Raw genomic sequence first — 25,162 nt, 5'->3', positions numbered from 1 at the left:
AATGTCGATGTCATTTATAATTGCCTGCGAGGCTGGAAAAAGAAAGATTGCAGAAATACTGCTTAAAAACAATGAAGTCGATGTCGCTTATACCGATGAGAAAGGAAGAACAGCTTTACACTATGCAGCCTATCAGGGTTACCTGGACATTGTAAAATCATTGATTGAAGCCGGAACTAATCTCGATTATGAGGATCATAATGGAGAAACCCCACTCTTCTTTGCCTGTTTACAAAAACAAAAACAGACCGCTATTTATTTAATAGATCAGGGCGCAAAAGTCAACATCAACGACCTACAGGGCAATAGCCTCCTTCACCTGACGGCAAAAACTGCTCAGATTGAAGTACTCAATCAATTGATACAAAAAGGACTGGAAGTTGAACTCCAAAATAACCAGGCAGAAACACCTTTATTGCTGGCTTCGGGCCTTAGAAATAAGGAAATCGTGCAAAGATTGCTGGAACTGGGTGCCGATCCGAATACAACAGATAAAGTTGGAAACACGCCACTGATCTATGCCGTAAACTCAAAAAATAACACAATTGTGGAGTTGTTGCTGGACCACTCGGCAGAAATAAACCATGCCAGTCATGGAGGAGAAACACCATTGCTATTGGCCTGCTATCAGGGCAACAACATGCTCATCAAGCTCCTCGTACAGCGCGGTGCCGATCTGAAGGTTTCTACCAAAAACGGGCTTTCTCCGATTTGGTATGCCTGCAGCAACAACCAGAAAGAAATTGTCAGCTTATTTTTGCAGAGTGGACTGGATGTCAACTTTAGTAAGCCATTATCCGGTGCCGACGAATCCATGAATACTTACCTTGACTGGATAGAAAGTGCTACGAATATTTCCTTAGACAGCAGCTTTACTTTAGACAACAGCTATAGTTATGGTGGCGAAACCTTGCTCCATGTGGCCGTAAAGAAAGGTCACCTCAGTCTGGTTAAGCTTTTGATAGAAAATGGCGCTTCCATTAACCTCGCTGATGAGAGCGGAAATACAGCATTACATTATGCTGCTGCCAATGGTAAAAAAGACATTGTCAAACTCCTGCTGGAAAATCATGCAGATCCGTCTGTAGTAAATGTTAAAGAGCAGAAAGCGATAGATTATTCCAATATCAAAGGTTATAATGAAATTACGGAAGCACTTTTAAAGTATAGTCCTAAAGACATTGCTGCGGCTCCTGTGCCAACAGTACAAACAGTCGCCACAAATGGAGCTGCTCCGGAAAACCCAATGGCCTTAAAGAAACAGGCCCTTCTGGACCTTAAAGAATTACTGGATGCAGGTATTCTTAGTCAGGAAGAGTTTGACACAGAAAAACAGAAGATCCTTAAAGGATAAAAAAAAAGAGGTGTCAAATCAAATCTGACACCTCTTTTTCATAAAATAATCTTTTTTAAACGCCTTCCATTCCATACTGCTTCAGTACATCTGCAGGCACACCTTCCCATTTGTTAGGAACGTTACCTACATAGCCGATGTCCTTCACTCCGATTTCGCTGGTAAAGAATCCGGAAGCGGTAAGGTTTCTCATCAGGTTAAAAAAAGCGACTCCCTGCTCCATTCCTGGTTTTGCTTTTTTAGGATAGGCAATCTGGTCGATCATTTCTATCTTCTGCGCATATGAAGTGTCTTTGAAAGACTTTTCATAGCGGTTCAGGCATTGCAGATCCAGCCACCTCAGCCCGCCCCTCATTGGAGTCCGATGTTCCGGCATGTCCTTTACAATAAACTCGATAAATTCCGGCACTTTCGCATCGGTTGCACTTCCGGACTTATCGTCCTTAGGAATGATGATATCTGCCAGAAGGGCAATGCTGGCCATTTCATGTGCAGTAAAGAACTTTTCTGATTTTAATTTCTTATCTCTTTCAATCTCCCATTCTTCTCTTCCTGCCTCCGAAGCAGCTCCTTCCGGAGTTTCCGCTACTTTTTTATCTTCGCCAGGTTTGCAGGCTTCTAATAATACGGCAGTACTGATGGTGGTAAGTCCAAGGACTTTCAGCGATTCACGTCTGTTCATAATTTCTTTGTTTTAAACAGCTTAAATATTTTGTTTTTTCTTTTGCTCCAGGATGTATTCGGCAGTCCTCATTGAAAGGGCAAGAATGGTCCATGTGGCATTTTTATCTCCTTGTTGTACGAAAGGTGCAGCATCCACGACGAACAGGTTTTTACATTCATGTGCCTGACACCATTTATTCAGTGCTGATTTCTTAGGATCATCTCCCATTCTGATCGTTCCTACCTCATGGATAATTTTACCCGGTGCTTCCAAACCATAATTGGTATCTGCCCCCGGAATATCCGAAGTAATGATCGCGCCCATGGCATGCATCATCGATTGGAAAGTCTCCTGCATGTGTTTCGCTTGTTTGATTTCCTCATCGGCCCATTTATAGTTAAACCTCAATACCGGAATTCCGTATTTATCCACCACTTTAGGATCTATCTCGCAATAATTGGTTTCTCTGGCGATGGCAGTTCCCCTACCAGCCATTCCTACCGATGTACCATAGAAACGTCTGTAATCGTCTTTTAATGAAGCACCATAACCACCCGCTTCTTTCATTTTCCCATCTCTTCCCGGCACCATTCCGTTCAATTTGGCAGTACCTCCACCAAATCCATAGGCCGGCATGCCCATTCCACCCCAGTACTCAATATGGTAACCACGGGGGAAATCCAGTTTTTTATTGTCCAGCCACCATGGAGAATAGATATGGACACTGCCCACACCATCTTCATTATAGCGCTTACGATCCATTAATTGCGGCAGAAAGCCCCCTAAACTCGCTCCTGTTGAATCGTGTAGATATTTACCTACGATACCACTGCCATTGGCCAATCCACCGGGATGGGCAACAGATTTGGAATTCAACAGAATCCTTGCGGATTCACAGGCACTGGCACCAAGGATCACGGTTTTAGCGTTTACCTGGTATTCCATTCCGTCTTTTTTATTGATATAAGATACGCCTGTAGCCAATCCGTTTTTATCGGTCAGCACCTCTCTCACCATGGCATTGGTAATTACGGTTAAGTTTCCTGTTTTCACCGCCGGGATGACCAGGCAGGAAGAAGAAGAGAAATCTCCGTAAACTTTACAGCTGCGTCCGCATTGTCCGCAGTAAAAACAAGGAGCACGGTCTTTATTTCCCGGTAATGCCTCTGTTAAAACAGATCCACGACCTGGAATAACCTTTACCCCGGTTTTCAATCCGGCCTTCTTAATGAACAATTCATTGAGTCTTGGTTTTGGAGGAGGAAGAAAGATTCCATCAGGTTCATTTTCGATTCCTTCGACAGTACCATAAACTCCAATAAGGCGGTCTACCTTGTCATAAAAAGGTTTTAGCTCATCATACGTAATAGGCCAGTCGTCGGTTAGTCCATCCTTACATTTGAAATCCAAAGGACCCATTCTTAAAGAAATTCTTCCCCAGTGATTGGTTCTTCCACCAAGCATTCTCGATCTGAACCAGGCAAATTCAGTTCCTGATTTCTGAGTATAAGGCTCCCCATCTAATTCCCAACCTCCATAAGAGGCATCAAAATCTCCAAAAGGTCTTGTGGTTGATGCGCCGCGTCTGGGAGATTCCCATGGCCATTTTAACTGTTGTGCGTCGATACGTGGGTCGAAATAAGCACCAGCTTCCAGCATCAGCACTTTTTGCCCGGCATTGGCCAATACATATCCGGCCATACCTCCGCCCGCTCCTGACCCTACGATAACGACATCATAGACGGCAGACGATTTCTTGATTTGAAATTCACTCATATATTTGGTTGAATGGTTGATGATCTAATATTAATAAAAATATTACTAAATATGCAAATAGCTAAATCAAGAATGATTCTTAATAAGCTGGATTGCATTTTTGTAAACAAAAAAATACAGACCTCCATGCTCATTCAGATTATGGCTTTCTCGTTTTAGGCAGCGGTTTTTCGGTTTTAGATCCAGTTCTTCCCGCTCCTGAGCCGGGTTTTCGAGTCTTAGCAATTGTACTTCGTCCTGATTTTTGTTCCTGCAGATCCTTTGCAGCATCTATAGAATGTGATTTATGAATATCCTCATCTGCTTCAGAAATATCTGATATCTTTTGGTAATATTTATGAAGAACATCCAGCTCGGATTCAGTCAGGTCTTCAATGTCCACCATCCGGTTACTGGCATGTCTGCTTGCCGCAATCAGTTCATTTAGTTTGAGCTGAATCGCTTTGGAATCCTTATTCTGACTTTTCTGGATCAGAAAGACCATCAAAAAGGTGATGATCGTAGTCCCGGTATTGATCACCAGCTGCCAGGTATCAGAATAATTAAAGATTGGACCGGAGAGCACCCAGGCCATCACCACAAAAAAAGCGACCCCAAAGGCGACAGGGCTTCCGGTCCAATTGGTAATCTTCGTAGAAATCTTTTCAAAAAAATTCTCAGCGTTCTTTTTCATCGGTATATAATTGTTTTTTAAGGTTATGATGTGTAGTTATTTACCTGTTTCCATATGTGCCGCATCTACAGGTTTAGATTCCGGAGATCCTTTTTGCCGCAGGTATATGGTAAAGAAAACAATGGACGCCACAGAAAGAAACTCACTTTGCCAGTTTTGAAAAGTCTCAAACCAGAACTCAGGCATCGTCAGAAATTCAATAATACTGTCCTCCGACTGATGGTGTAACACCTGCGCAACGTTATGGTCCTGCCAGCTTCCATACAGATGAAGCCCCCAGCTGATCAGAAATAACAGACAAAAGCAAATCGCTAAAGAGTTGCTGTATAGTTTCAGCATCCACCCTCCTTTTCGAACAGGCCAGGGTGCATTCTTACGCTGCTGTGGCTCCCGGTCAACCTCTTCCTCCTCATCCAGCGATTTCGACTCCGCAGATCCGATTTGCCGCAAACCAACAGTTAAAATGACATATAAAGCCATCTGAAGGAACTCACTCTCAAAGTTTTCAAAAGTGGCAGAGATGAAATGACCGCTTTTCAGGTAAGTTGTCAGGGCTAAACTACTGCCATGGTTTTCAGCCAGTTCCCTATTGTGCGCTTTCCAACCGGTTAGCGCCTGTGCAAAGAGCGTAACCAGAAACAACGACAAAAACACGATGGTTAGACCGTTGCGATAGAAAAAAGAATATTTTTTTTGTCCATTCTTCATTTGCATTCTGTTTCCCTAATAACACCTTCCCTATTTAAAAGTTTGAATCCAAGAATCGAACACCCTGTTCCTCAGGCCATTAAATTACTCAGAAACTTCCCAATGCTGTCGATAGAAAAAATAACAGCAGAAGACACAATTTTAAAACATTTAAGTTTCTGATTTGTACTATAGCACAGTTAAACAACAAACCTAAGACCATGAAAACGAAACACTTAATCACATCTTTATCATTGGTTGCACTTACTGTTAGTGCTTGCAGGAACACAGACAAGGTCAATTCAGGGGTCACAGATTCCAGCATTGAGCAAACCATGACGGATACCACGGCAATCAACAGGGGCGCTGATGCTGGTGACTTTATGAAAACCGCAGCTATTATCGGGATCATGGAGATCGAACTGGGAAAAATTGCTCAGCAAAACGCCAGCAGTAGCAGGATCAAAAAGTTCGGAGAAAAGATGGCAAAGGATCATACCAGAATTGCTGCAGATCTAAAAGTACTTGCCGATAGTAAAAAAGTCAGTCTTCCAACCTCGCTTCCTACTGCCGACAGCAAGCATATGGAAGAAATGAAAAAAATGACTGGAGCTGCTTTCGACAAGCATTACATGAAAATGATGGTCAAAGATCACGTAAAAGCATTGGACCTGTTTAAATCCGCAGCTGTATCCGGAGATGTGAAAATAAGAAACTTCGCATCAAAAACCTTACGTGCGCTGGAACGTCATTTTAAAGAGGCAGGCGATATCAATGCCGGTGTTAGTTATTAGCTGAACTGAGATCTTCCAAAGGAATCAGCTGATGATTTTTCATATAGCTATATAAGACCATATCGAGCCCATATACGTCTTTCCTTAGCTGTAAGTTACCTTTCACATCAGCCCAGGCGGTGAGATAATTGAGGTAAACTGGTATTTTTACCGGTAAAGAAATGTTCTTTGCTCTTGGATAAGCGTTTTCCATCGCCCTTTTAATCTGATCATAGGTTTTTCCTTTTCCAAATAACGCGAATGCAAGTTCTAATGGTTTTTCTACGCGAACACAGCCATGACTGATTGCCCGGTTTGTCTTTTTAAAAGCAGATTTGACAGGAGTATCATGCAGGTAAACGCTGCTGTTATTATTAAACAGGAATTTAATCTTTCCCAATGAATTCTGCTCGCCAGGTCTTTGTTTAAAAGAATAGTGGTCAACCTGTTCCCAATCTATCACTTCCGCGGAAACAAGTTTGCCATCCTTATATACATCAATATCATTGTCGCTCAGGTAATCCGGATCTGATGCGACGTATTTAGCAATTTCAGCTCTGGCGATGCTCGCAGGGATATTCCATATGGGGTTTACCTGAACACTATGAATGATGCTGCTCAACTGAGGTGTTTCTCTCGCGATGGGCTGATCTCTGACTAAACCAGTATCCGGATCATTGCTGAGGAGATTTTTATAGTCTTTATTTCGCCCCTCTCCCACGCAAACTTTCATTTGTATTATCACTTTACCCTGATCGATCACTTCAAGGCTGAAATCGGGAATGTTAACCGACACATATTTTATGGCAGCGGGTTTGTTCTTCCACCTTAAACGCTCCAGATTTATTTTGATCACAAGATCAGCTTCTGCTTTGCTCATTACTTTTGTACCCGCGCCCATTTGCAGTGCTTTTTGTAACGCAAGGTATTGCGGTGATTTAGGTTGAATACTGTCCAGGTAACTTTTGAGGTCCCTGATGGCAAATATTTTAATGGCCATGCTGCTGTCGGGAGATCTTGTAGCGACAAAATAATTGGCATAGAGGCTGTCCGGCTTTACCATACCGTATTGCATTGCCCGGCTATATTTTATTAAGGAAGCTGCCAGAAGCACTTCCATTCTGACTTTATCCCGGTAAGCATCCCTCGTATTTTCAGGTTTCACATCCTCCATTTTCTGCCATAAATTTCGAATTTCGGCAGCATAGAATATTTCGGGATTCAGGCCATGACGTACCGCGCTGTCCAGGTAGGTCATCAGTACCTCCAATTGCTTTTCCGAAAAGTAACGGTCCTGAAGAATAAGTTGGTAATCATGATCCTTATAATAACGTCCCAGCCAACCTGACGTTTCCACATCCTCCTTCTTCAGCTCCAAAGCCCTTTGGAATGCGCTGCTGATCAGACTTTCTTTAAGCCTGACGATTTTTAAACTCGTAGTTTGCCGCTCTCCGGGAACTGAGCCCATAGTATGCCCAGGCACCTCTGGAGGAACAATTGATCTTTTTACGGTGCAGGCAGAGAAAAACAGGAATGCAGACCACAGTAAAATGCTAACCAATTTCGAAATCCAACAACAACCAACGGCCTTTAACATAATGAAATAACGATGCTGATATTCCTACAACACCCGATCATTTCTATTGTTTCGCAGGATCTCGATAAAATAAAATCAAGTACCTAAAAAAAGCTGCTACAAACTACAAATACTTAAAACAGAGGAAGTTTTGATTTGTTTATATCGTATATGCGAATTTATAAAACCGATAGGTATTGTCTTAAAAACCAGCAATCATGAAAACCATATTAGTGGCGACGGATTTTTCAGAAACTGCGAGTCACGCAGCCTATTACGCAGTTTCAGTGGCGATGCAAATTGGATTTCCAAGAATCATCCTGTACCATTCTTACGACATTCCCTATGCCAGCTCCGACATTCCGCTTCCTGAACCGGACAACATCCGACAATTACACGAGAAAAGTGTCGAATTTCTGGAATACCTGAAAAATGATCTGATGACAGTTGCCGGTAAGCAAATGACCGTAGACATCCATACCAATGAAAGCCCCCTGATACTCGCAATCGAGACCTTTATAGAAGAAGAAGATATTCAATTGGTGGTCATGGGAACTACCGGTAAGAGCAAAATCGAAAAGATATTACTCGGCAGCAACTGCTTATCTCTGGCTAAAGAATGCACCGTCCCCCTATTATTGGTTCCCTATGAGGCACCGGTAGAACGCATCAAGCGCATTGTCCTGGCCACAGATTTAAAAGAAGTCGCGGAAATCAGTCCCGTGATGGCGATCAAAAACCTCATCCATGCTTTACAGGCCAAGTTATTCATCCTCAACGTAGATCACAATGAAAGCGAGCATTACAGCCCGGATATTATTGCACAGCAAAGTGCTTTACACAAATTATGGGATGCCGAAAATCCGGAGTATCATTTTACTGATCACAAAGATTGTGCTGCAGGGATTATGGCATTTGCCGAAGAAAGAGACATCCAGCTCGTTATTGCGATCCCAAGAAAACACAGCTTCTTTGAAAGCTTATTTCATCGAAGCCTGACTGAAAGGCTTGCTTATCACACCCATATTCCTCTGCTCTTTATTAAAAAAACGCAATTTCTGGATTAAACCTACACCCTCTCCTGATTAAACATTTAGCGGACTCCCGAATAACGTTCCGGATAATCCGGATGAGTGTAAATGATTTGCCAGAGGTTATTTTTACGTGCCCTGAAGGAAGCCGCACTGATAGATAGGTAATATTCCCACATTCTATAAAATTGGTCATCATAATGATGTCTGATCTGCTCCCAGGAAGCCCTGAATCTTTTTAGCCACTCCATCAGGGTGAGGTCGTAGTCCATTCCGAAATTATGCCAGTCCTGCAGGGCAAAATAAGGTTCTGCAGCTCTACTGATTTGTGTCGGGGAAGGCATCATTCCATTTGGAAAAATATAACGGTCAATCCAGGGATCGGTATGGATGCCACTCTCATTATTGCCAATACAATGAAGCAAAAACAGGCCCTCCTTTCTCAGGCACTGCTTTACAACCTTCATAAAAGTATCGTAGTTTTTATAGCCGACATGTTCGAACATCCCGATGGACACAATGCGGTCGTAACTTCCTTTCAACAGTCGGTAATCCTCCAGTAAAACACGAACAGGAAGACCTTCACAACGTTCTTTAGCCAGCATGGCCTGCTCAGAAGAAATTGTGACACCGGTTACCCTCACCTGATATCTTTCGGCAGCAAACTGCGCAAATCCTCCCCATCCACAGCCAATATCCAGGATTTCCATTCCTGGAGATAGTTTTAACTTCCTGCAGATCAGGTCGAGCTTATCTTCCTGAGCTTGCTCCAGCGTACTTGCGTTGCTCCAATAAGCGCAGGAATAAATCATGTATTTATCCAGCATGTATTCGAACAGTTCATTACCGATATTGTAATGTTTTTTTGCCACTTCTACCGCTCTGGTAATAGATTGCAAGTTGAAGATTTTCGCTTTGAGGCTTTGCCATTGCAAATAATGTTTGATGCGTTTCTCCAGATTCACAGTCAATAACCGATACAAAAAAGTGTCCAGCGCTTTACAATCCCACCATCCGTTCATATAAGATTCTCCTAGTCCTAAGGAGCCATAACGCAACACATGACGGTAAAAGCGGTCATCGTAAACATGGATATCGAAATCATCTGTTCCGTTCAGATGTATTCCTGCAGGCAAGATTAAGGTTTCTATGGTCGATTGGTATCTGTTCATATCCGATAGGAATTCTCCTTTGTTCTAAACAATTAAGTTAACCATCCGGTTTACTTTTTTTATGAACAATAAGAAACCAAATGTATTTTGAATTGTTTTGAAAATAAGTTATATTATATCATGAAAAAATTAATGTCTGCCGGCACAATAGGAATGTTTTTTCTATTGGTCATTTTGCTCAGTTCCTGTAGCCCAAGAACGAGTATTGTTTCTTCCTGGACCAAGCCAGACGTACCATCTGTACAATATCAGAAGGTTCTGGTGATTGGATTAATGGGATCAAAGGACAGGCCTTTACAGGAAGAAGTCGAGAATTCAATGATGAAAGCCCTGAATGCACATGGAATAAACGCGGGTTCTGCTTATGCAGAATATGGCCCCAAAGCATTTCAGGGATTAAGCGAACAGGAAGCCCTAAAAAAAATAAGAGATAAAGGATACGACGGCACTTTTACTATTGCCTTGCTGGACAGGAGAAAGGAAAAAAGATACACCCCTCCTTCTGTTGGTTTTGCGCCATACCCATATTTTGGATTCTGGGGGTACTACAGACACGTTTATGGCAGAATTTACGAACCTGGGTATTATACCGTCAGCACCAACTTTATACTGGAAGCCAATTTTTATAAGTTAGGTGCCGATCAACTCATTTATTCTGCACAGACCAAAACATCTGCTCCGGATAGCCCGCAGATTTTGGCAACAGATTTCACTAATGCCCTGATTCAGGATATGCTTAGTAAAGGACTTCTAAAAAAATAGCAGGCCTCAGGCCTCTAGTTTGCGCATAAAGATCATTCGACGCCTGAAAATCAGGATTGATTACCATATTGGCCGGCTCTACCCCCCTAAGGTTCGGGTAGAGCTGGTTCTTTTCCCCCATGAAGAGCATTCTATAGCAAGGCAGAGCCCTGCCAACCTGATTCCTTTTCCTATCCGGTTCATATGCGCTTGGTTAAAATTAAGCTGCACTAGGCCTTGAAAACATCGTTAAAAGGTCTGGTAGACCAATCATGGACCTATCAACCCCCTATTGATGATCAAATGACGGTCAATTGAAATAAACAGGATATGCAAAGGATTTCAATCACATCTTACCATCATTTTCAGGAAAAATTCTTATTTTAAATCTTCGGCCTTTGCCGCCGGATAAATAAAGCGTCTTCCGATTTCAGATAAATCGGTCTTTGTCTTTATTTCATCATTCAGGCATTCCTCCAGCAACGTCGTTATCTTTTGATGCTTTGTTTCTGTTGCCAGAGTAACGAGATTACCATAGGTGGCGATCTTATAGTGCTGGATGATCTGAACGAGGTTTAAAACGGCAACATCCCTCAAGGCAGTACCTGTTTCCGTACGCCTCATCATTTCTGATGCTTTATCACTTAAACAACCAATAAAAGCACAGGTTCCGGTTCCTGCCGGATGGGATAATCGGTTTAAAATGGCATCCAGGTGGCCCAGATGTTTTTCTGTAATTGCGGAATGTGAAGTAAGAATAGTTTTAAGTTCTTCATTCACTGCCGCTATACCAAGCGCAGCAGCGCACTTTGTAAATTTTCGTTCTGCATCATATATCTCTTCTAAGCCATCAATGAAGAAATCCTGCAGTCCCATTGTTTTAGGTTCATCTATCATAGTCAGGAATATCTATTCAATTCAAGAAAAATTCAGCATAAATTTCGTAAAATAAATCATAAAAACCAACAAAAAACACTGATTTAAAACAAGTTACATAAAATTAAATCAAGAAAAAAGAGCTTTAAAAAACCATTTTTTCTCTCATTTGTTTTTTAGTGGTATGAATTAGATTCAAGAACTATGGCAAAATATTCAAAAAAAGCCGGAGAAAAAGTTGAAAAAGCCATGCACGAAATGAAAGAAGGCAAACTTAAATCCGGCAGCGGCAAAAAGGTAACCTCTAAAGAACAGGCGGTAGCCATTGGACTTTCCGAAGCCAAAAAAGAAGGCGCAAAAGTTCCGAAAAAAAAATCCTGACACTTACTGTTCATGATGAAGCGATCATGATCGCTTCATCAATATAACTCTACTTTACAAAAACAATAACCAGCTATGAAGAAAAATAGAAACAAGGCCAGCGATCTGGATCATGCACTGGCGGCGGTCGGTTCTGTCAAATTGAAATCGCCGAAAACAGAAGAACCTATAGCAGAGAAAGATGAAGTTAAAATGGCCGAAGAAGCACTAAGAAAACGAACAAAAAAACAGAAGTAGTGATCTGCTAAACATGCGGATTGGAATGTAGAAAAAACAGCGTTTTAACCCCAAATGAACACCTCCCTTATTTTGTTAAAGTTTTAATTCATTTTCTCAAACAAAACAAACACAACATTGTTATATAGACGGCTGACAACTAAAGGTTTACATAAATCAAACAACAATGAAAGAATGGATTTCAACGAATGAGAGATTGCCCGAAGACCAAGAGTACAAGTTGATTACGGTAGTGAATCCAGAGCTGGAATACGGATATCAGATCGCCAGATTCAATACCCATCTCCAGGAATGGGAATTGCAGGAAGAGGAAAATTTAAGTCCTTGTCTGAAGGTGAGCGGATGGATGGATTTACCCGAAATGTATTTAGTTTAACCTTTCCGCAAGAAACGGGTTCTTCGGAAAGGCCCCTCGATCTATTTTTGTCATACCTTATATATCATACTAAAGGCGATGAACAAAATTATAGAGAGACTGAAAGACATCAACCGGGATAAAGCTACAAATGAGCTGCATGACCAGGGATATACCACCTTGAAAAACATGCTGACCACCGAAGAATGTGACCAACTCATTCAGGCATACCAGGCAGACCATACTTATAGAAAGACCATCACAATGGAACGTTATCGTTTTGGCCTTGGCGAATATAAATACTTCCAGTACCCGCTACCCGAACTGATCACAGAAATCAGAGAGAACATCTATACACTTCTCGCTCCAATTGCCAATCAGTGGATGCAGGTACTTCATATTGACAAGGCCTTCCCCTCAAGCCATCAGGAATTTAAAAACACCTGTCATGAAAATGGGCAAACGAAACCTACTGTTCTGATTCTTAAATATGGCCATGGAGGTTTCAATACCCTTCATCAGGATTTATATGGTGAAATTTATTTCCCGATGCAGCTGGTCCTCTTTTTAAATGAACCGGAGGAAGATTATACCGGTGGCGAGTTTGTGCTGACCGAACAAATTCCAAGAGCACAGTCCAAGGCGAATGTATTACGTCCAAAAAGAGGCGATATATTGATTTTCAGCACCAATTTCCGACCTGTAAAAGGAAGCAAAGGTTATTACAGAGTGAACATGAAACACGGAGTAAGTCCCTTACACAGCGGAGAAAGACATACCCTGGGCATCATTTTTCATGATGCACTGACCTAAGCCTTTTGCATTTTTTCTTATATTCAAGGCTGATTTACCTGATGCCTATGTTTACTGAAACCCTTTTTCTTGTGCTCGTCCTTCTTTTTGCAGTGTTTATGCTCACCATGCTGGCACAGAAACTTAAAATATCTTATCCTATATTTCTGGTAATCGCCGGATTGGGCATCAGCTTTATTCCGGGGATCCCAAAGGTCGAGATTGAACCGGAAATGATTTTCCTGATTTTCCTTCCCCCTCTACTCTATGAATCCGCCTGGTATACCTCCTGGAATGACTTTTGGAAATGGAAAAGGCCTATTGGAATGCTGGCTTTTGGTCTGGTATTCTTTACTTCAATCATCGTAGCTTATATCTCCAGCTCGATGATTCCCGGTTTTACCCTGGCAATGGGCTTTTTACTAGGAGGAATTATCTCTCCACCCGATGCGGTAGCTGCAAATTCTGTATTAAAAAACATTAAAATTCCAAAACGGCTGACTGCTGTTCTTGAAGGAGAAAGCCTCATCAATGATGCCTCCAGTTTAATTGTCTTCCGCTTTGCGCTCGCAGCGATACTTTCCGGGCAATTCTCTATGCAGCAGGCCGTCGGACAGTTTTTTCTTGCCGCTGGAATGGGCATCGTTATCGGACTTGCAATTGCCCATATCGTTTATGTGGTGCATCGTTTTCTACCTACTACCCCCAGTATTGATGCCGCATTAACCCTCATGACTCCATATTTTATGTATATCGGAGCAGAACATTTCCATTTTTCAGGAGTCATGGCGGTAGTCAGCGGCGGATTGTTTCTGTCCTACAGGTCTCATGAAATTTTTGCCCATAGCAATTCCAGGATACAGGCTGTTGGCGTCTGGGCGACGCTCGCATTTGTTTTAAATGGTCTCGTCTTTATTCTGATTGGCTTAGAACTACCTGTGATTATGGAAAGCCTGGGTGATTATTCCATCGGACAAGCCATCAATTATGGATTGATCATCAGCGTGATCATTATTGTGATCCGCTTATTATACGTGATACTCATTGCCTATGTTCCGGCATGGCTGGGCAACAGAAAAAGAGCTGACCCGGTAAATCCGCTCTGGAAAGGGCCGGTTATTGTGGGTTGGGCGGGTATGAGGGGCGTGGTATCACTGGCTTCTGCACTTTCCATTCCCTTGTTAATGAACAATGGCGAAGCTTTCCCCCATCGAAGCCTCATCCTGTTTATCACCTTTGTGGTGATCCTGGTAACACTGGTATTTCAGGGGCTGACCTTACCTTTAGTCATCAGGTGGACCAAGATTAAAGAAATTGATGATTTCCCGCCGGAAGGAGAACAGGAAGCCGGAATTCGCCTGCGGCTGATACAGGTCTCGCTTAAAAGACTGGAAGAGAAGTTTGCGAAGGAAGTCAGGGAGAATGAACTGGTGGGTTTCCTGAAGGAACAAATGGAAAGCGATCAGTCTATTGAGAACCAGCGACTGGAATCTTTGGAATGCGATACCATAAGAAAGGAAGAACTGGAGTTCTACAATTCTATATTAATGGACTTATACGCGGTACAACGCAAAGAGCTGCACCTTTTACGTAAAGAAAACCGTTACAGCGACGAAGAAATCAGGAAACAGGAAAGCCAACTGGATCTTGATGAAGCCAAAATCAATTAACTTTTTCCTTTCCTCAACATATGTACATGTTTTGCAGTTAAAGGAAGCGGTACTTTGTTTCATAAAACAAAAAGAATATGAAACGATTACTGTTTATTTTAACTGCAATTTTCTTTGCAAACGCAGTTTTTGCCGCCAGGGTTGATACGCTGAAGGTGTATAGTGAGGCGATGAAGAAAGACATCACTTGTCTTTTTATCAGTCCGGAGGGGTATAAACAGCCAAAAGAAAAGAAGCACTATCCTACAGTGTACCTCCTCCATGGTTATACCGGGGATGCAAGAAGAACTTTAAGGCTGGATATCCCTGATCTGAAAGCTCAGGCAGATGCTCTCCAAATGATCATTGTCCTTGCTGATGGCGGATACGACAGCTGGTATTTCGACAGTCAGCTAAATGAAAAAATCAGATACGAAAGCTTTATTACCAAAGAGCTTGTTCAATTTACAGATAAGACCTACCCTACCATTGCTGATAGAACTAAAAGGGCAATTTATGGCTGGAGCATGGGTGGGCATGGTGCTTTATATCTCGCCATACGTCATAAAGAATTATATGGTGCTGCAGGCAGTATTTGTGGCGCAGTGGATTTCAGAGCGGCGACAAAGGGGTATGGCATAGAAAAGAATCTGGGCGACTATTCCGGTCATGAAAAAAGCTGGGAAGCACACACCGTAACTTATAATGTGAATACCCTGAAAAATCAGGAATTAAAACTGATCATAGATTGCGGACTGCAAGATCCTCTTTTGGAAGTCAACAGAGCCTTGCATCAAAAACTGATTGATCTGAAAATTGACCACGATTATATCGAGCGCCCGGGTGTGCACGACAATACGTATTGGTCAAAAGCCTCTACCTTTCAGCTCCTTTTTATTCATAATTATTTCAGTCAATCATGAAACAACTCAAATCCGCACTAATTATCACCTTAAGCATTATGGCAATTCAAGTTAAATCACAGGAAATCAGCAACCCGAAAGGACTTTACGACCCTCGCCCGCATGGGTACTCACATGTAGCCACTGTTCCGGGCAACAGCACACTGGTCTTTGTTGCCGGACAAGCAGGAACAGATGAAGAAGGAAATCTTTCTTCAGATTTCAGGACTCAGGTTAAGTACACCCTCAAAAACATCGAAATCGCACTTAAAAGTAAGGGATTAACACCTAAACATATTGTCAAGCTAACTACGCTTGTCGTAAATTACGATTCAGAAAAGCACAAAGTGCTCATTGAAGAATGTAAAAAAGCGTGGCCTGACGGGAAATATCCTGTAAACACACTCATTCCTGTATCCAGACTCGCATTGGATAGAATGCAGATTGAGATTGACGCAACTGCTGTCCTGATCAACGATTAACAATTCCTTGTTCCGGTTTGTTCCGGAAGCATTTATGTCCTGAAATGTATCTCATCGTGATTATTTCAGGACATATTGAGATTATTACAGGTTTTATTCCCCTAAATCGAGTAAATTTATTCCAGGTTAAACAAAATGGAATGAAGCTCAAATTACTACCTCTGGTTTTACTATTATTTATCCTCAGTGTCTGTCGTACTGCCTCTGCACAAAATAAGATTGTCGTCTTTCAATCTGATTTTGGATTAAAGGACGGTGCGGTTTCTGCAATGAAGGGCGTGGCAATGGGCGTTTCTACAGATTTAAAATTATACGACCTCAGTCATGAGATCCCTGCATACAATATATGGGAGGCGAGTTACCGTTTATTACAAACCGTCACTTATTACCCGAAAGGTACGGTTTTCGTTTCTGTGGTTGATCCCGGGGTTGGAACAGAACGAAAATCTGTCGTCCTGAAAACAAAAAGCGGACATTATATTGTCAGCCCTGATAACGGAACACTTACGCTGGTCGCCGAATCTTTGGGAATTGAAGCAGTCAGAGAGATTGATGAGGCGGTGAACAGGCGTAAAGATTCCGGAAAATCCTATACCTTTCATGGAAGAGATGTGTATGCTTTTACCGCAGCACGACTGGCAGCCGGAGTAATCAGTTTTGAACAGGTCGGAAAGCAATTGCCAAATCAGGTGGTTCTTATTTCTTATCAAAAAGCCTTGTTGGAAAGCGGTAAAATCAAAGGAAATATTCCGGTTTTAGATGTTCAGTATGGAAACATCTGGACAAATATCGGAGCCGAACTACTCGGACAACTAGGCATCAAATACGGAGATTTGATTCATATTGCTGTTTATCACCTGGATAAAAAAGTTTATGAAGGAACGATGCCTTATAGTGCTACATTTGGTGCAGTAGATCAGGGAAAGCCTTTAGCTTATCTGAACAGCTTGTTAGAATTGTCGTTTGCGATCAATCGCGGCAATTTTGCTGCTGAGCATCGGATAGAAAGTGGCAATGAATGGACAGTAGAAGTAAAACTGATCGAAAAAAGATAAAGCAGCTGATATGAAATGGATACTTGTCTTTGAAATTGTTTATGTACTTTTCATTATCGCCGTTTGTCTGCGCATCATCTACGATACCCGATCTGTGAGCAAGACCCTGGCCTATCTGATGCTGGCTGTATTCCTGCCAGTGGTGGGTGTGATCATTTATTTTTCTTTTGGCATCAATTACCGGGTAAGAAAGATTTACAACAAGAAGATTATTTCCGATGACATCATTTCTCAAAGGATCAATGCCAGGATTATCTTGAACTCAGAGAAGACGATTGACCAGATGAACCCGGAGCTTAAAAAATTTAAAAAGCTAGCTCAGCTGCTATTGAATAGCAATATGAGCGGGCTATCCGGAAGGAATGAAGTTAAGCTGTTGTTAAATGGTGAGCAAAAATTCCCCGAGGTACTGCAGGCATTAAGAGAGGCCAGGCACCACATCCATATGGAGTATTACATTTTCGAAGATGAAAAGATCGGAAATGAGATCAAAGATATTCTCATTGAGAAAGCCAAACAGGGGGTTCAAGTGCGTTTTATTTATGATGATTTTGGTAGTCGCTCTATCAGGAAAAAGTTGGTTCCGGAGCTCAAAGCAGCCGGAGTACAGGCCTTTCCTTTTTATCAGATCATTTTTATTGCCCTGGCTAACCGCCTCAACTACCGAAACCACAGGAAGATCATCATTGTGGATGGGAACATTGGATTTACGGGCGGCATCAATATCAGCGACCGCTATATCAACGATGCAAATGACACTAAATCCTTGTTTTGGAGAGACACCCATGTAAAAATCATGGGCCCTGGGGTACATTACCTGCAACATTTGTTTATTTCCGACTGGAATTTTTGTTCAGAAGAGTCTTTGGAGATTCAGGAAGCATTCTTTAATACACATGAAAAGCTCAAGGGAGATGTAGAAGTACAAATTGCAGCGAGTGGGCCAGATTCCGACCATCCGACCATTCTGCTCAACCTCATCCAGGCTATAGGGATGGCAGATCAGGAAATTCTGATTACCAGCCCATATTTCATTCCGGGAATCAGTCTGCTGGATGCGCTCTTTGTAGCGGCTTTAAGCGGGATAAAAGTAAAGCTTCTCGTTCCTTTTGAATCGGATTCCATCTGGGTAGCGGCTGCCGCCCGCTCTTATTACCAGGAATTGCTGGATGTTGGTGTTGAGATTTTCCAATACCAGAAAGGTTTTATTCATGCCAAAACAATGGTCATTGACGAACAGCTGTCCTTTATAGGAACCGCAAATATGGACGAACGCAGTTTTGAGCTTAATTTTGAAGTAAATACCGTCATTTATGATAGCGGGATTGCCAAACAGTTGAAAAATGCTTTTGAGGAAGATCTCACTTTTTCGGTTCCAATTGATGCAGAAAGCTGGGCGGCAAGGTCAGCAAGAGTGCAGTTCCCTGAAAAAATTGCACGTTTGCTTTCTCCGTTATTGTAATTTAGCTTACATAAAGCAATCGATGTAATCCAGAATCATGTGGATTACCAGCCCTATTCCAACAATTCTTGTCTTTGGAAAGAAAAGTAAAATCACATACACTGCTATTGCATAATAAGAATGCAGAGGATGGAAGCCAATGCTACATCGGTTAGGATCATAGATAGGTACCGCCAGTAAATGATCCAGGTCTACCGCCATGGTAGCCATCATAATCAACCATGCTTTCAGCAGGATTTTTCTATAAAAAACAACAGCAACAATCGCGGGTACCAGAAAATGTAAGAAGATATGAAACATGGCTTCAAAGATACTGCTATGTGCGGATCAAATAAAACACAAAAAAACTACTTATTTTTAATGTAATGTTGTTAAAGTAAAATTAATTACGAATATTAGACATGAAAAAGATTTTATAATGTCGAATTCCCCGGTTCAAGCCTGTCAGTATGATAAGATTATCAAAGAGAATATGAATGGAGCAATGCCGGATATACTCAGTGGTGTTCTTGGTATTCAGGCTGCAAAAGCGGAGGATCTTGCAGAACGCATACAACATACGAAGGAAAGAATTCCTGATCAGCTGAAAAAGATCACGGATGATTCAGGAGAAACCTTTGTATTGCATATAGAATGGCAATTGAAGAATGATGCAGAAATGATAGACCGGATGTTGGAATACCGGGCGATGTTGAGAAGGAAATATAGGATCAACATTCGTCAGTATGTATTTTTTATGGGGCAAATGGCATCAACAATGGTGGATAGCATTGAGGAAAGAGATCTGAAGTTCAGTTACCGCCTGATTGTTTTATATAAAATAGATTACAAGTTGTTTTTGGCTTCAGAAAAACCGGAACAGAAAATACTGGCTGTACTTGGAAATTTCAATTTTGAAGCTCCGGAGGTCGTTTTAAGGAAAATAATTGAAGGAATAAAAGCAAAGGCAGAGGGAGGCCTGGCTGAACAGAGGTATCTGAATCAGTTGAGGGTATTGGTACAGTTAAGGAATTTAGAAACACAATTTAATCATGTTATGGAACCAGCAAGCACAGTTTTTAAAGAAGAAAGAGATCCTTATTATATCAAAGGATTTAAAAAAGGGGCAGAAAAGGAAAGAATCAAAGCCTCGTCTGAATTTACAGAAAGGCTAATTCTGGGTACGGGCTATACCAATGAGGTCATCGCGGTATTGGCGGGGGTAACGATTGCTTTTGTTAAAGCAAAGCGCCAGGCTGTGGTCAAAAAAAACCGCATGAAGAAATGAATAAAGATTACCTGACTCTGCGCAACGAAATAGTTTTTCATGATGCAGAATCAGGTATTTTGGAAAGTCAACCTTACCTTTTCCCAGAAAGTGTGTAGCCAAGAGTAACTGAAAAGCCCCGGTTATAAACCTTCCATTGGCCCTCATTTCTCTCTGTATGTTCTATTAACGGTGCAAGACCATGTGCATATTTAGCCTGCATGTTAAAGCCATTTTTAAACCCGTAACCTAGCCCGGTTAGCCATCCGGCATCCAGTTTCTGTGTGTAATTGCCAGTCTGTTTTGCGTCACCAAAAATGCTTTTATCGGTAAAAACCTCCCCTGATTCATTTTTCCGCTGAATGGAGGACGACAATAGTACTCCGGCATAGGGGCCAAAAAAAAGCTGCAATCCTTCCAGCTGAAAAGTCAGGCTGAAAGGGGCAATATCCAGGTAGGCATTTTTATATTTGCTATTGAAAGCTGGATCAGCTTCTTCCTCCATCTTTAATACTGCTCCTTTTTGCAGGATAGAAAGCTCATGTTTAAAGCCCCAATGCTGACTTATTTTGGTGTTCAGTTCCAGGCCCAGGTAAAGCCCGCCTAAAAAAACCGGTCTCCCTCCTGTTGAAAACTCCTTTACTCCTGCGCCGGCAATCGTAAAGTGGGAATAACCTGCTTTCAGACCAAAACTTAGTTTTCCCGGCTCCATTGATTCTTTATTTTCTTTCCCGACCTCTGCCGTGGTCTGTACTGGTCTAACCGCTATCTGAGCCAGCCCTGCATTGGCGAGGAGCAGTCCCAACAGCACCATACTTATCTTTTTCATCTCTTATTTTTTATCGTTAATCCTATTAAAACTCGATATCCCATATCCCTGCGGCTCTTTCCAGTTCCAGCAAAGTATTTCCACAGCCATTCCATGTTTCCACATAACTTTGCTGCACCACATTAAATGTTCGCTGGGCATTGAGCACTTCCAGAAGAGATGTCTCTCCCCGTTTATAGCTGTACACTTTGCCATCCAGTACTTTCTGCGCATCCGACAGCATCCCTCCCGAAAACTGTGCGACCTGCTTTCGGCTTGCCAGGTAATTGTAATAAGCCTGTGTCACCTCTGTTTGAATCTGGAGTTCCGTTTGCCGGTATAAGACTTCGCTCTGCAGAACCCCATACCTGGCAGCTCTTAATGCTCCTGGATTTTGGTTGGAAAACTTCAAAGGAATGCTGAGCCCTATCGTGACATTCGTTGAGGAAGGTGTTGGTGCCACGGCATTCGCTACCACTGAATTTGAAGTGACACCAAGAGATAAGCCCAAATCAAGCGTTCTGCTGGCTTTAGCCAATTTAAGCACCCAAGTAGACACCTCATTGCTTTTTAATGCAGCCAACAGGTCCGTACGGCGATTCTGAGCATTCAGGATCAGCTCTTGCAGGTTGAAAATTCTATCTAGCTTTTTCATATCAACTTCAGGCTCGTAAAAGGTATCCTGTTGTTTTGATCCACTCCACATGTTCAGGTTCGCCAAAGCGGCTTTCCATTCCGCCTCCTGTTGAAATACTTCGTTCAGCTGTGATCCGGCCTCCAGTCTGGACTGTCTGGCGTCAACTCCTGGTATGGCACCCAGCTTTAAGCGAACGCTATCCGAGTTGCTGAGCTTTTTCATCATGTCATAAGAATTCATTTTTAACCGCAACAATGCCTTTTCCTTTACCGCATTCAGATAAGCCACGGTCGCATCCGCCCTCAGGTTTCTGAAATAGTCGTCGAGTAAAAGCTGAGCCAACTCTGCTTCCTTGTTGGCAAGGTTAATTCTGGCCCTTCGTTTACCTCCCATTTCCAGCGTATAGCTCAGCCCAGAGCTGATTTCATATCCCATTTTCATACGGCGTTGTCCATGATCTCCAGCACCAAAGCTCAATTCAGGATCAGGAAAAACCTTTGCACTCAGCGCATCCGCCTCAGCAATGCTCACTTTAAACTTCTCGGCTGCATAACCCAGGTTATTTTGCCCTACCATTTTCAAATAAGCCGGAAAAGAGAGTTTCAACTGATAAAAACTGGTATCGACCTGAGCATGAACACTCCTGCCGAGAACCATCAGCAGCAGCATTAGAAAACCATTTTTATATTCATTAATTAAGTTCATCGGTGTTAGAATTAGTGGTTAATAATCGGATTTTACCAGCTGAAGAATCCGCTTCAGCCTTACGCTCCAACAGGTAATAAAGTGCTGGAAGGGCATACAAAGTGATGGCTGTAGAGAAAAGTAAACCGTAAACGATGACGGTAGCCAGAGGCCGTTGCACATCTGAACCGATCCCCGTAGCCAATGAGGCAGGCAACAAGCCAAGAACCGCTACTGTGGCCGTCATCAATACTGGTCGGAAACGGTGTTTTGCACCTTCAACTACCGCGGTCTTTAACGCCATCCCCTGCTTTCGCAGGCTATTGATATGCGAAATCATGATGACTCCGTTTTGTATGGCCACGCCAAAAAGTGCAATAAAGCCAACAGCAGAAGAAACATTGAGCGTCATTCCTCTCAGGTTTAAAGCCAGCATTCCGCCAAACAAAGCAAGGGGAACAATGGTCAGTATCAGTCCCGCCTGACTAAACTTTCCGAAGGCGACATACAGCAATAAAAACATGATCGCCAAGGCCAGGGGAACGATAACCAGCAACCTGGAATAGGCACGATTCTGGTTTTCAAACTGCCCACCCCACTCGATGCTGTATTTCTGATGATCATACGTAATATCCTTTTCAATTTTTGTTTTAGCTTCTTTAAGTAAGGAAGATAGATCCGCACCTCTCATGTTAAGCTTTACCGTAAGATGCCTCCGGTTCGTCTCCCTGGTAATGGTACTTTCTCCCGTACTCAGCCTGATGTCTGCGACCTGAGACAAAGGAATTTTAGCACCTTCATTGTTCGTCAGCATCAGGTTTCCGATTTTTTCAGGGCTATCCCGGCTGCTTTCTTTATAGCGGCAGGTCAGCTCATAAACCTTATTGCCCATGAATACCTGCGAAATTGCTTTTCCACCTATTGCCACCTCGATCAGGTTTCCGACATCAGCTACATTTAATCCATACTGAGCGATCTTCTCCCTATCTGCCAGAATTTGCAATTGCGGCAATGGCGGTTCCTGATCGATCGCGATGTCTACCGCTCCTTTGACGGTTTTCAGCGTTCGCCTGATGTCCTCTGCGATTCTCCTGCTTTCCTTAAAATCATCGCCGTAAACCTTTACGACCAGCTCACTATGTGCCCCTGAAATCTTATCCATCACTCCATCAATCATCGGTTGCGCAAACCCCACAGTATAGCCAGGCATGCTTTCGTATTCTTTCGACAATTCCCCGATCAGGTCTGCTTTGGTTTTTCCCCGGGGCCATTCGCTATAAGGCAAAATCCCGATGGAACATTCAAAGTGAGCAGCGGTAAATGGGTCAGTTCCGTCGTCGTTTCTTCCGGCCTGAATCATCATATAAGTCACCTCTTTATGCTTCATCGTCCGATGACGAAGCGTATCACTCATCTCTCTGGATTTCTCCACCGTGATCCCCGGAGGAAGTTGAACCTGCAGCCATATAGAACCCTCATCAAGAGGAGGTAAGAAATCCTTTCCTACAGTAATACTCAAAACAAGACCCGATACCAGCACCAATGCTAAAGGGAGAAAAATCTTGCCCGGCCGCGCCATGATTTTGCTGGTTCTGCTGTGATAAGCAAGGCTTAATTTCTCCAGCCATTTGTTATGATATAGCTTTTTAGGCTTGCGGTAAGTCAGGTAAGCAAGTCCGGGAATCAACAACAAGGCAACAGCTAATGCACCAAATAAAGCATAGCCTACAGTAAATGCCATCGGTGTAAACAGCTTCTTTTCTACCCGCTCAAAAGCAAATAAAGGCAGGTATGCAGTGATGATAATCAGGGTGGCAAAGAGGATCGGTTTTGCCACACTAAAAGCACGATCAGCAATAGATTGCTCTTCCAGAAACTCCTCCGGATGGTCTTCCCTTTTTTTGAGAATCGTTTCCATCATCACAATGGCCCCGTCCACAATGATCCCAAAGTCTATCGCCCCCAGAGAAAGCAGATTGGCTGGAATATTCGTCAGTTTCATCAGGATAAAAGCAATGAGCAAGGAGATGGGAATGGTAATCGCCACCAGCAATGCACCTCTCCAGCTGCCCAGAAAAACGATCAGGACAATGATGACCAGTGCCATTCCTTCGATCAAAGTATGCGACACCGTCTTTAGCGTGGTATCGACCAGATCCGTACGGTCCAGAAAAGTATGGATCTTTACCCCTTCAGGAAGCAGGCCATTGTTGAGCTCATCTACGGATTTATTGATTCCTGCAAGGACATCCGAAGGATTTTCTCCTTTCAAAAGCAATACGATCCCCTGGATACTTTCGCTATAATCACGACTGCAATCCGTATAACCCAGGACACCTTTACGCTCCAGTTTTCCATACTTTAATGCTCCGAGATCGCTCAGCAGAATGGATACTCCCTTTTCCGACCTGACTACGATGCGGCCAATGTCTTCCAGGTTTCTCAGCAGGCCGATTCCACGAACCACATAGCCCTGTTCTCCCCTGTTCAGGATGCTTCCCCCAACATTTGAATTATTTTTAGCAATCGTTTCTTCGACATCATCAATATTCAGCTGATACTGTTCCAGCTTTGCAGGATCGAGTTCGATCTGATACTGGGTGGTAATGCCCCCAAAATTGGTCACATCGGCCACGCCCGAAATCTGCTTGATCTTTGGGATGATCAGCCAGTTTTGAAGATCAGTCAGCTCCCGGAGGTCATGTCTCTTACTTTCAATGATATACCGGTAGATTTCGCCTGTTGGCGAAGTCAGCGGGTCAAGGCCAGGCGCGGCACCGTAGGGAAGCTGCACTTCAGTGAGCCGCTCCTGAATGCGTGTACGTGCAAAATAATCGTCTGTGCCGTCGTTAAACACAATGGTGATGATAGACAGTCCAAAAGTGCTTTTGCTTCGCATGACGTGCATCCCAGGCATTCCATTTAAGGCTCTTTCCACAGGGATGGTGATTTGTTGTTCTACTTCTTCCGCGGCCAAGCCAGGAACCTGTGTAACGACCTGGGAAGTCACATCGGCAATATCAGGATAGGCTTCCACTGCAAGCTTTGTCCAGGAATAATACCCAAATACTCCCAGGAGGAGGAATAGGGCCAGCATCAGCCAGCGTTTTTGTATGGCGGTAAGTACAATATTTTTCATTGTAATATTT

General features: G+C 42.8%; 25 protein-coding genes. 14 read left to right on the top strand and 11 right to left on the bottom strand.

The window, feature by feature from the left end; all coding sequences use genetic code 11:
- The first annotated feature begins 7 nt into the window (after positions 1-7).
- Positions 8-1,354: an ankyrin repeat domain-containing protein gene (locus BLQ87_RS00935; protein ID WP_245723765.1), complete on the top strand. Its 1,347-nt coding sequence runs from the start codon at positions 8-10 to the stop codon at positions 1,352-1,354.
- Positions 1,355-1,409: 55 nt separating this feature from the next.
- On the opposite strand, the gene BLQ87_RS00930 is transcribed toward BLQ87_RS00935, so the two are convergent.
- The 4 genes from BLQ87_RS00930 to BLQ87_RS00915 form a co-directional block, all read right to left on the bottom strand.
- A complete protein-coding gene (locus BLQ87_RS00930) occupies positions 1,410-2,036 on the bottom strand; it encodes a gluconate 2-dehydrogenase subunit 3 family protein (RefSeq protein ID WP_074604072.1) in 627 nt (208 codons plus the stop codon).
- A 21-nt stretch (positions 2,037-2,057) separates the two neighbouring features.
- Positions 2,058-3,794: a GMC family oxidoreductase gene (locus tag BLQ87_RS00925; protein ID WP_074604071.1), complete on the bottom strand. Its 1,737-nt coding sequence runs from the start codon at positions 3,792-3,794 to the stop codon at positions 2,058-2,060.
- Positions 3,795-3,933: 139 nt separating this feature from the next.
- On the bottom strand, positions 3,934-4,467 hold the full coding sequence (locus BLQ87_RS00920; RefSeq protein ID WP_074604069.1) for a low affinity iron permease family protein: 534 nt from the start codon (positions 4,465-4,467) through the stop codon (positions 3,934-3,936).
- A 36-nt stretch (positions 4,468-4,503) separates the two neighbouring features.
- A complete protein-coding gene (locus BLQ87_RS00915) occupies positions 4,504-5,175 on the bottom strand; it encodes a DUF6766 family protein (protein WP_074604887.1) in 672 nt (223 codons plus the stop codon).
- A gap of 200 nt (positions 5,176-5,375) precedes the next feature.
- Between BLQ87_RS00915 and BLQ87_RS00910 the strand changes: the two genes are divergently transcribed.
- On the top strand, positions 5,376-5,948 hold the full coding sequence (locus BLQ87_RS00910) for a DUF4142 domain-containing protein (protein WP_074604067.1): 573 nt from the start codon (positions 5,376-5,378) through the stop codon (positions 5,946-5,948).
- Here the strand turns inward: BLQ87_RS00910 and BLQ87_RS00905 are convergent.
- Positions 5,938-7,488, bottom strand: coding sequence for a L,D-transpeptidase scaffold domain-containing protein (locus tag BLQ87_RS00905; RefSeq protein WP_176832986.1), 1,551 nt, complete (start codon positions 7,486-7,488; stop codon positions 5,938-5,940). The genes BLQ87_RS00910 and BLQ87_RS00905 overlap by 11 nt on opposite strands.
- Before the next feature lie 233 nt (positions 7,489-7,721).
- Here BLQ87_RS00905 and BLQ87_RS00900 point away from each other — a divergent pair, with 233 nt between their 5' ends.
- Complete coding sequence (locus BLQ87_RS00900) at positions 7,722-8,570, top strand: universal stress protein (RefSeq protein WP_074604063.1); 849 nt, start codon at positions 7,722-7,724, stop codon at positions 8,568-8,570.
- A 26-nt stretch (positions 8,571-8,596) separates the two neighbouring features.
- Here the strand turns inward: BLQ87_RS00900 and cfa are convergent, their stop codons facing one another.
- Complete coding sequence (gene cfa / locus BLQ87_RS00895; RefSeq protein WP_074604061.1) at positions 8,597-9,706, bottom strand: cyclopropane fatty acyl phospholipid synthase; 1,110 nt, start codon at positions 9,704-9,706, stop codon at positions 8,597-8,599.
- Positions 9,707-9,826: 120 nt separating this feature from the next.
- Here cfa and BLQ87_RS00890 point away from each other — a divergent pair, with 120 nt between their 5' ends.
- Positions 9,827-10,468, top strand: coding sequence for a hypothetical protein (locus BLQ87_RS00890; RefSeq protein ID WP_074604059.1), 642 nt, complete (start codon positions 9,827-9,829; stop codon positions 10,466-10,468).
- Between the two features lie 357 nt (positions 10,469-10,825).
- Here BLQ87_RS00890 and BLQ87_RS00885 read toward each other — a convergent pair whose 3' ends face one another.
- Positions 10,826-11,344, bottom strand: a complete 519-nt coding sequence (locus BLQ87_RS00885) for a DUF892 family protein (RefSeq protein WP_074604057.1) — start codon at positions 11,342-11,344, stop codon at positions 10,826-10,828.
- A 183-nt stretch (positions 11,345-11,527) separates the two neighbouring features.
- Here BLQ87_RS00885 and BLQ87_RS33670 point away from each other — a divergent pair, with 183 nt between their 5' ends.
- The 9 genes from BLQ87_RS33670 to cls all read left to right on the top strand — a co-directional run bounded on the left by BLQ87_RS33670 (position 11,528) and on the right by cls (position 18,638).
- Entirely contained in the window at positions 11,528-11,704 is a 177-nt protein-coding gene (locus BLQ87_RS33670; protein ID WP_172664785.1) for a DUF6496 domain-containing protein, read from the top strand.
- Positions 11,705-11,779: 75 nt separating this feature from the next.
- On the top strand, positions 11,780-11,941 hold the full coding sequence (locus tag BLQ87_RS33665; protein ID WP_172664784.1) for a hypothetical protein: 162 nt from the start codon (positions 11,780-11,782) through the stop codon (positions 11,939-11,941).
- 166 nt (positions 11,942-12,107) lie between these two features.
- Positions 12,108-12,317 carry a DUF551 domain-containing protein gene (locus tag BLQ87_RS00880; RefSeq protein WP_074604055.1) on the top strand — a complete coding sequence of 70 codons (210 nt, stop codon included), beginning with the start codon at positions 12,108-12,110 and terminating at the stop codon, positions 12,315-12,317.
- A gap of 78 nt (positions 12,318-12,395) precedes the next feature.
- The gene (locus BLQ87_RS00875; RefSeq protein ID WP_172664783.1) at positions 12,396-13,109 is read left to right on the top strand and encodes a 2OG-Fe(II) oxygenase; all 714 of its coding nucleotides are present in this window, start codon (positions 12,396-12,398) and stop codon (positions 13,107-13,109) included.
- A gap of 47 nt (positions 13,110-13,156) precedes the next feature.
- Positions 13,157-14,758 carry a Na+/H+ antiporter gene (locus tag BLQ87_RS00870; RefSeq protein ID WP_074604885.1) on the top strand — a complete coding sequence of 534 codons (1,602 nt, stop codon included), beginning with the start codon at positions 13,157-13,159 and terminating at the stop codon, positions 14,756-14,758.
- 77 nt (positions 14,759-14,835) lie between these two features.
- Positions 14,836-15,660 carry an alpha/beta hydrolase gene (locus BLQ87_RS00865; protein WP_074604053.1) on the top strand — a complete coding sequence of 275 codons (825 nt, stop codon included), beginning with the start codon at positions 14,836-14,838 and terminating at the stop codon, positions 15,658-15,660.
- Complete coding sequence (locus BLQ87_RS00860) at positions 15,657-16,121, top strand: RidA family protein (RefSeq protein WP_216857757.1); 465 nt, start codon at positions 15,657-15,659, stop codon at positions 16,119-16,121. Before BLQ87_RS00865 ends, BLQ87_RS00860 begins: the two co-directional genes overlap by 4 nt.
- A 140-nt stretch (positions 16,122-16,261) precedes the next feature.
- Complete coding sequence (locus BLQ87_RS00855; protein ID WP_074604883.1) at positions 16,262-17,176, top strand: SAM hydrolase/SAM-dependent halogenase family protein; 915 nt, start codon at positions 16,262-16,264, stop codon at positions 17,174-17,176.
- 10 nt (positions 17,177-17,186) lie between these two features.
- On the top strand, positions 17,187-18,638 hold the full coding sequence (gene cls / locus BLQ87_RS00850; RefSeq protein WP_074604051.1) for a cardiolipin synthase: 1,452 nt from the start codon (positions 17,187-17,189) through the stop codon (positions 18,636-18,638).
- Positions 18,639-18,644: 6 nt separating this feature from the next.
- Here the strand turns inward: cls and BLQ87_RS00845 are convergent, their stop codons facing one another.
- On the bottom strand, positions 18,645-18,938 hold the full coding sequence (locus BLQ87_RS00845; RefSeq protein ID WP_074604048.1) for a DUF6122 family protein: 294 nt from the start codon (positions 18,936-18,938) through the stop codon (positions 18,645-18,647).
- A 118-nt stretch (positions 18,939-19,056) separates the two neighbouring features.
- Between BLQ87_RS00845 and BLQ87_RS00840 the strand changes: the two genes are divergently transcribed.
- Positions 19,057-19,905 (top strand): hypothetical protein, encoded by an 849-nt coding sequence (locus BLQ87_RS00840; protein ID WP_074604047.1) that lies wholly within the window; start codon positions 19,057-19,059, stop codon positions 19,903-19,905.
- Positions 19,906-19,978: 73 nt separating this feature from the next.
- Here BLQ87_RS00840 and BLQ87_RS00835 read toward each other — a convergent pair whose 3' ends face one another.
- The 3 genes from BLQ87_RS00835 to BLQ87_RS00825 are packed head-to-tail and all read right to left on the bottom strand — an operon-like array spanning position 19,979 to position 25,152.
- Positions 19,979-20,713: a porin family protein gene (locus BLQ87_RS00835; RefSeq protein WP_074604046.1), complete on the bottom strand. Its 735-nt coding sequence runs from the start codon at positions 20,711-20,713 to the stop codon at positions 19,979-19,981.
- 25 nt (positions 20,714-20,738) lie between these two features.
- Positions 20,739-22,034 carry a TolC family protein gene (locus BLQ87_RS00830; protein WP_074604043.1) on the bottom strand — a complete coding sequence of 432 codons (1,296 nt, stop codon included), beginning with the start codon at positions 22,032-22,034 and terminating at the stop codon, positions 20,739-20,741.
- A complete protein-coding gene (locus tag BLQ87_RS00825) occupies positions 22,021-25,152 on the bottom strand; it encodes an efflux RND transporter permease subunit (RefSeq protein ID WP_074604041.1) in 3,132 nt (1,043 codons plus the stop codon). The genes BLQ87_RS00830 and BLQ87_RS00825 overlap by 14 nt, the downstream gene beginning before the upstream one ends.
- Positions 25,153-25,162: the final 10 nt, after the last annotated feature.

The organism is Pedobacter steynii (genome assembly GCF_900103665.1).
GTDB lineage: Bacteria > Bacteroidota > Bacteroidia > Sphingobacteriales > Sphingobacteriaceae > Pedobacter > Pedobacter steynii.
Note: the sequence above shows the minus strand (reverse complement) of the source record. Positions and strands in the feature narration are given on the sequence as shown.

What these genes read in the sequence shown, in the direction of transcription:
- BLQ87_RS00935 (WP_245723765.1), top strand. Translation starts at nt 8, where the DNA reads ATGTCATTTATAATTGCCTGCGAGGCTGGAAAAAGAAAGATTGCAGAA.
- BLQ87_RS00930 (WP_074604072.1), bottom strand. Translation starts at nt 2,036, where the DNA reads ATGAACAGACGTGAATCGCTGAAAGTCCTTGGACTTACCACCATCAGT.
- BLQ87_RS00925 (WP_074604071.1), bottom strand. Translation starts at nt 3,794, where the DNA reads ATGAGTGAATTTCAAATCAAGAAATCGTCTGCCGTCTATGATGTCGTT.
- BLQ87_RS00920 (WP_074604069.1), bottom strand. Translation starts at nt 4,467, where the DNA reads ATGAAAAAGAACGCTGAGAATTTTTTTGAAAAGATTTCTACGAAGATT.
- BLQ87_RS00915 (WP_074604887.1), bottom strand. Translation starts at nt 5,175, where the DNA reads ATGAAGAATGGACAAAAAAAATATTCTTTTTTCTATCGCAACGGTCTA.
- BLQ87_RS00910 (WP_074604067.1), top strand. Translation starts at nt 5,376, where the DNA reads ATGAAAACGAAACACTTAATCACATCTTTATCATTGGTTGCACTTACT.
- BLQ87_RS00900 (WP_074604063.1), top strand. Translation starts at nt 7,722, where the DNA reads ATGAAAACCATATTAGTGGCGACGGATTTTTCAGAAACTGCGAGTCAC.
- cfa (WP_074604061.1), bottom strand. Translation starts at nt 9,706, where the DNA reads ATGAACAGATACCAATCGACCATAGAAACCTTAATCTTGCCTGCAGGA.
- BLQ87_RS00890 (WP_074604059.1), top strand. Translation starts at nt 9,827, where the DNA reads ATGAAAAAATTAATGTCTGCCGGCACAATAGGAATGTTTTTTCTATTG.
- BLQ87_RS00885 (WP_074604057.1), bottom strand. Translation starts at nt 11,344, where the DNA reads ATGATAGATGAACCTAAAACAATGGGACTGCAGGATTTCTTCATTGAT.
- BLQ87_RS33670 (WP_172664785.1), top strand. Translation starts at nt 11,528, where the DNA reads ATGGCAAAATATTCAAAAAAAGCCGGAGAAAAAGTTGAAAAAGCCATG.
- BLQ87_RS33665 (WP_172664784.1), top strand. Translation starts at nt 11,780, where the DNA reads ATGAAGAAAAATAGAAACAAGGCCAGCGATCTGGATCATGCACTGGCG.
- BLQ87_RS00880 (WP_074604055.1), top strand. Translation starts at nt 12,108, where the DNA reads ATGAAAGAATGGATTTCAACGAATGAGAGATTGCCCGAAGACCAAGAG.
- BLQ87_RS00875 (WP_172664783.1), top strand. Translation starts at nt 12,396, where the DNA reads ATGAACAAAATTATAGAGAGACTGAAAGACATCAACCGGGATAAAGCT.
- BLQ87_RS00870 (WP_074604885.1), top strand. Translation starts at nt 13,157, where the DNA reads ATGTTTACTGAAACCCTTTTTCTTGTGCTCGTCCTTCTTTTTGCAGTG.
- BLQ87_RS00865 (WP_074604053.1), top strand. Translation starts at nt 14,836, where the DNA reads ATGAAACGATTACTGTTTATTTTAACTGCAATTTTCTTTGCAAACGCA.
- BLQ87_RS00860 (WP_216857757.1), top strand. Translation starts at nt 15,657, where the DNA reads ATGAAACAACTCAAATCCGCACTAATTATCACCTTAAGCATTATGGCA.
- BLQ87_RS00855 (WP_074604883.1), top strand. Translation starts at nt 16,262, where the DNA reads ATGAAGCTCAAATTACTACCTCTGGTTTTACTATTATTTATCCTCAGT.
- cls (WP_074604051.1), top strand. Translation starts at nt 17,187, where the DNA reads ATGAAATGGATACTTGTCTTTGAAATTGTTTATGTACTTTTCATTATC.
- BLQ87_RS00845 (WP_074604048.1), bottom strand. Translation starts at nt 18,938, where the DNA reads ATGTTTCATATCTTCTTACATTTTCTGGTACCCGCGATTGTTGCTGTT.
- BLQ87_RS00840 (WP_074604047.1), top strand. Translation starts at nt 19,057, where the DNA reads ATGTCGAATTCCCCGGTTCAAGCCTGTCAGTATGATAAGATTATCAAA.
- BLQ87_RS00835 (WP_074604046.1), bottom strand. Translation starts at nt 20,713, where the DNA reads ATGAAAAAGATAAGTATGGTGCTGTTGGGACTGCTCCTCGCCAATGCA.
- BLQ87_RS00830 (WP_074604043.1), bottom strand. Translation starts at nt 22,034, where the DNA reads ATGAACTTAATTAATGAATATAAAAATGGTTTTCTAATGCTGCTGCTG.
- BLQ87_RS00825 (WP_074604041.1), bottom strand. Translation starts at nt 25,152, where the DNA reads ATGAAAAATATTGTACTTACCGCCATACAAAAACGCTGGCTGATGCTG.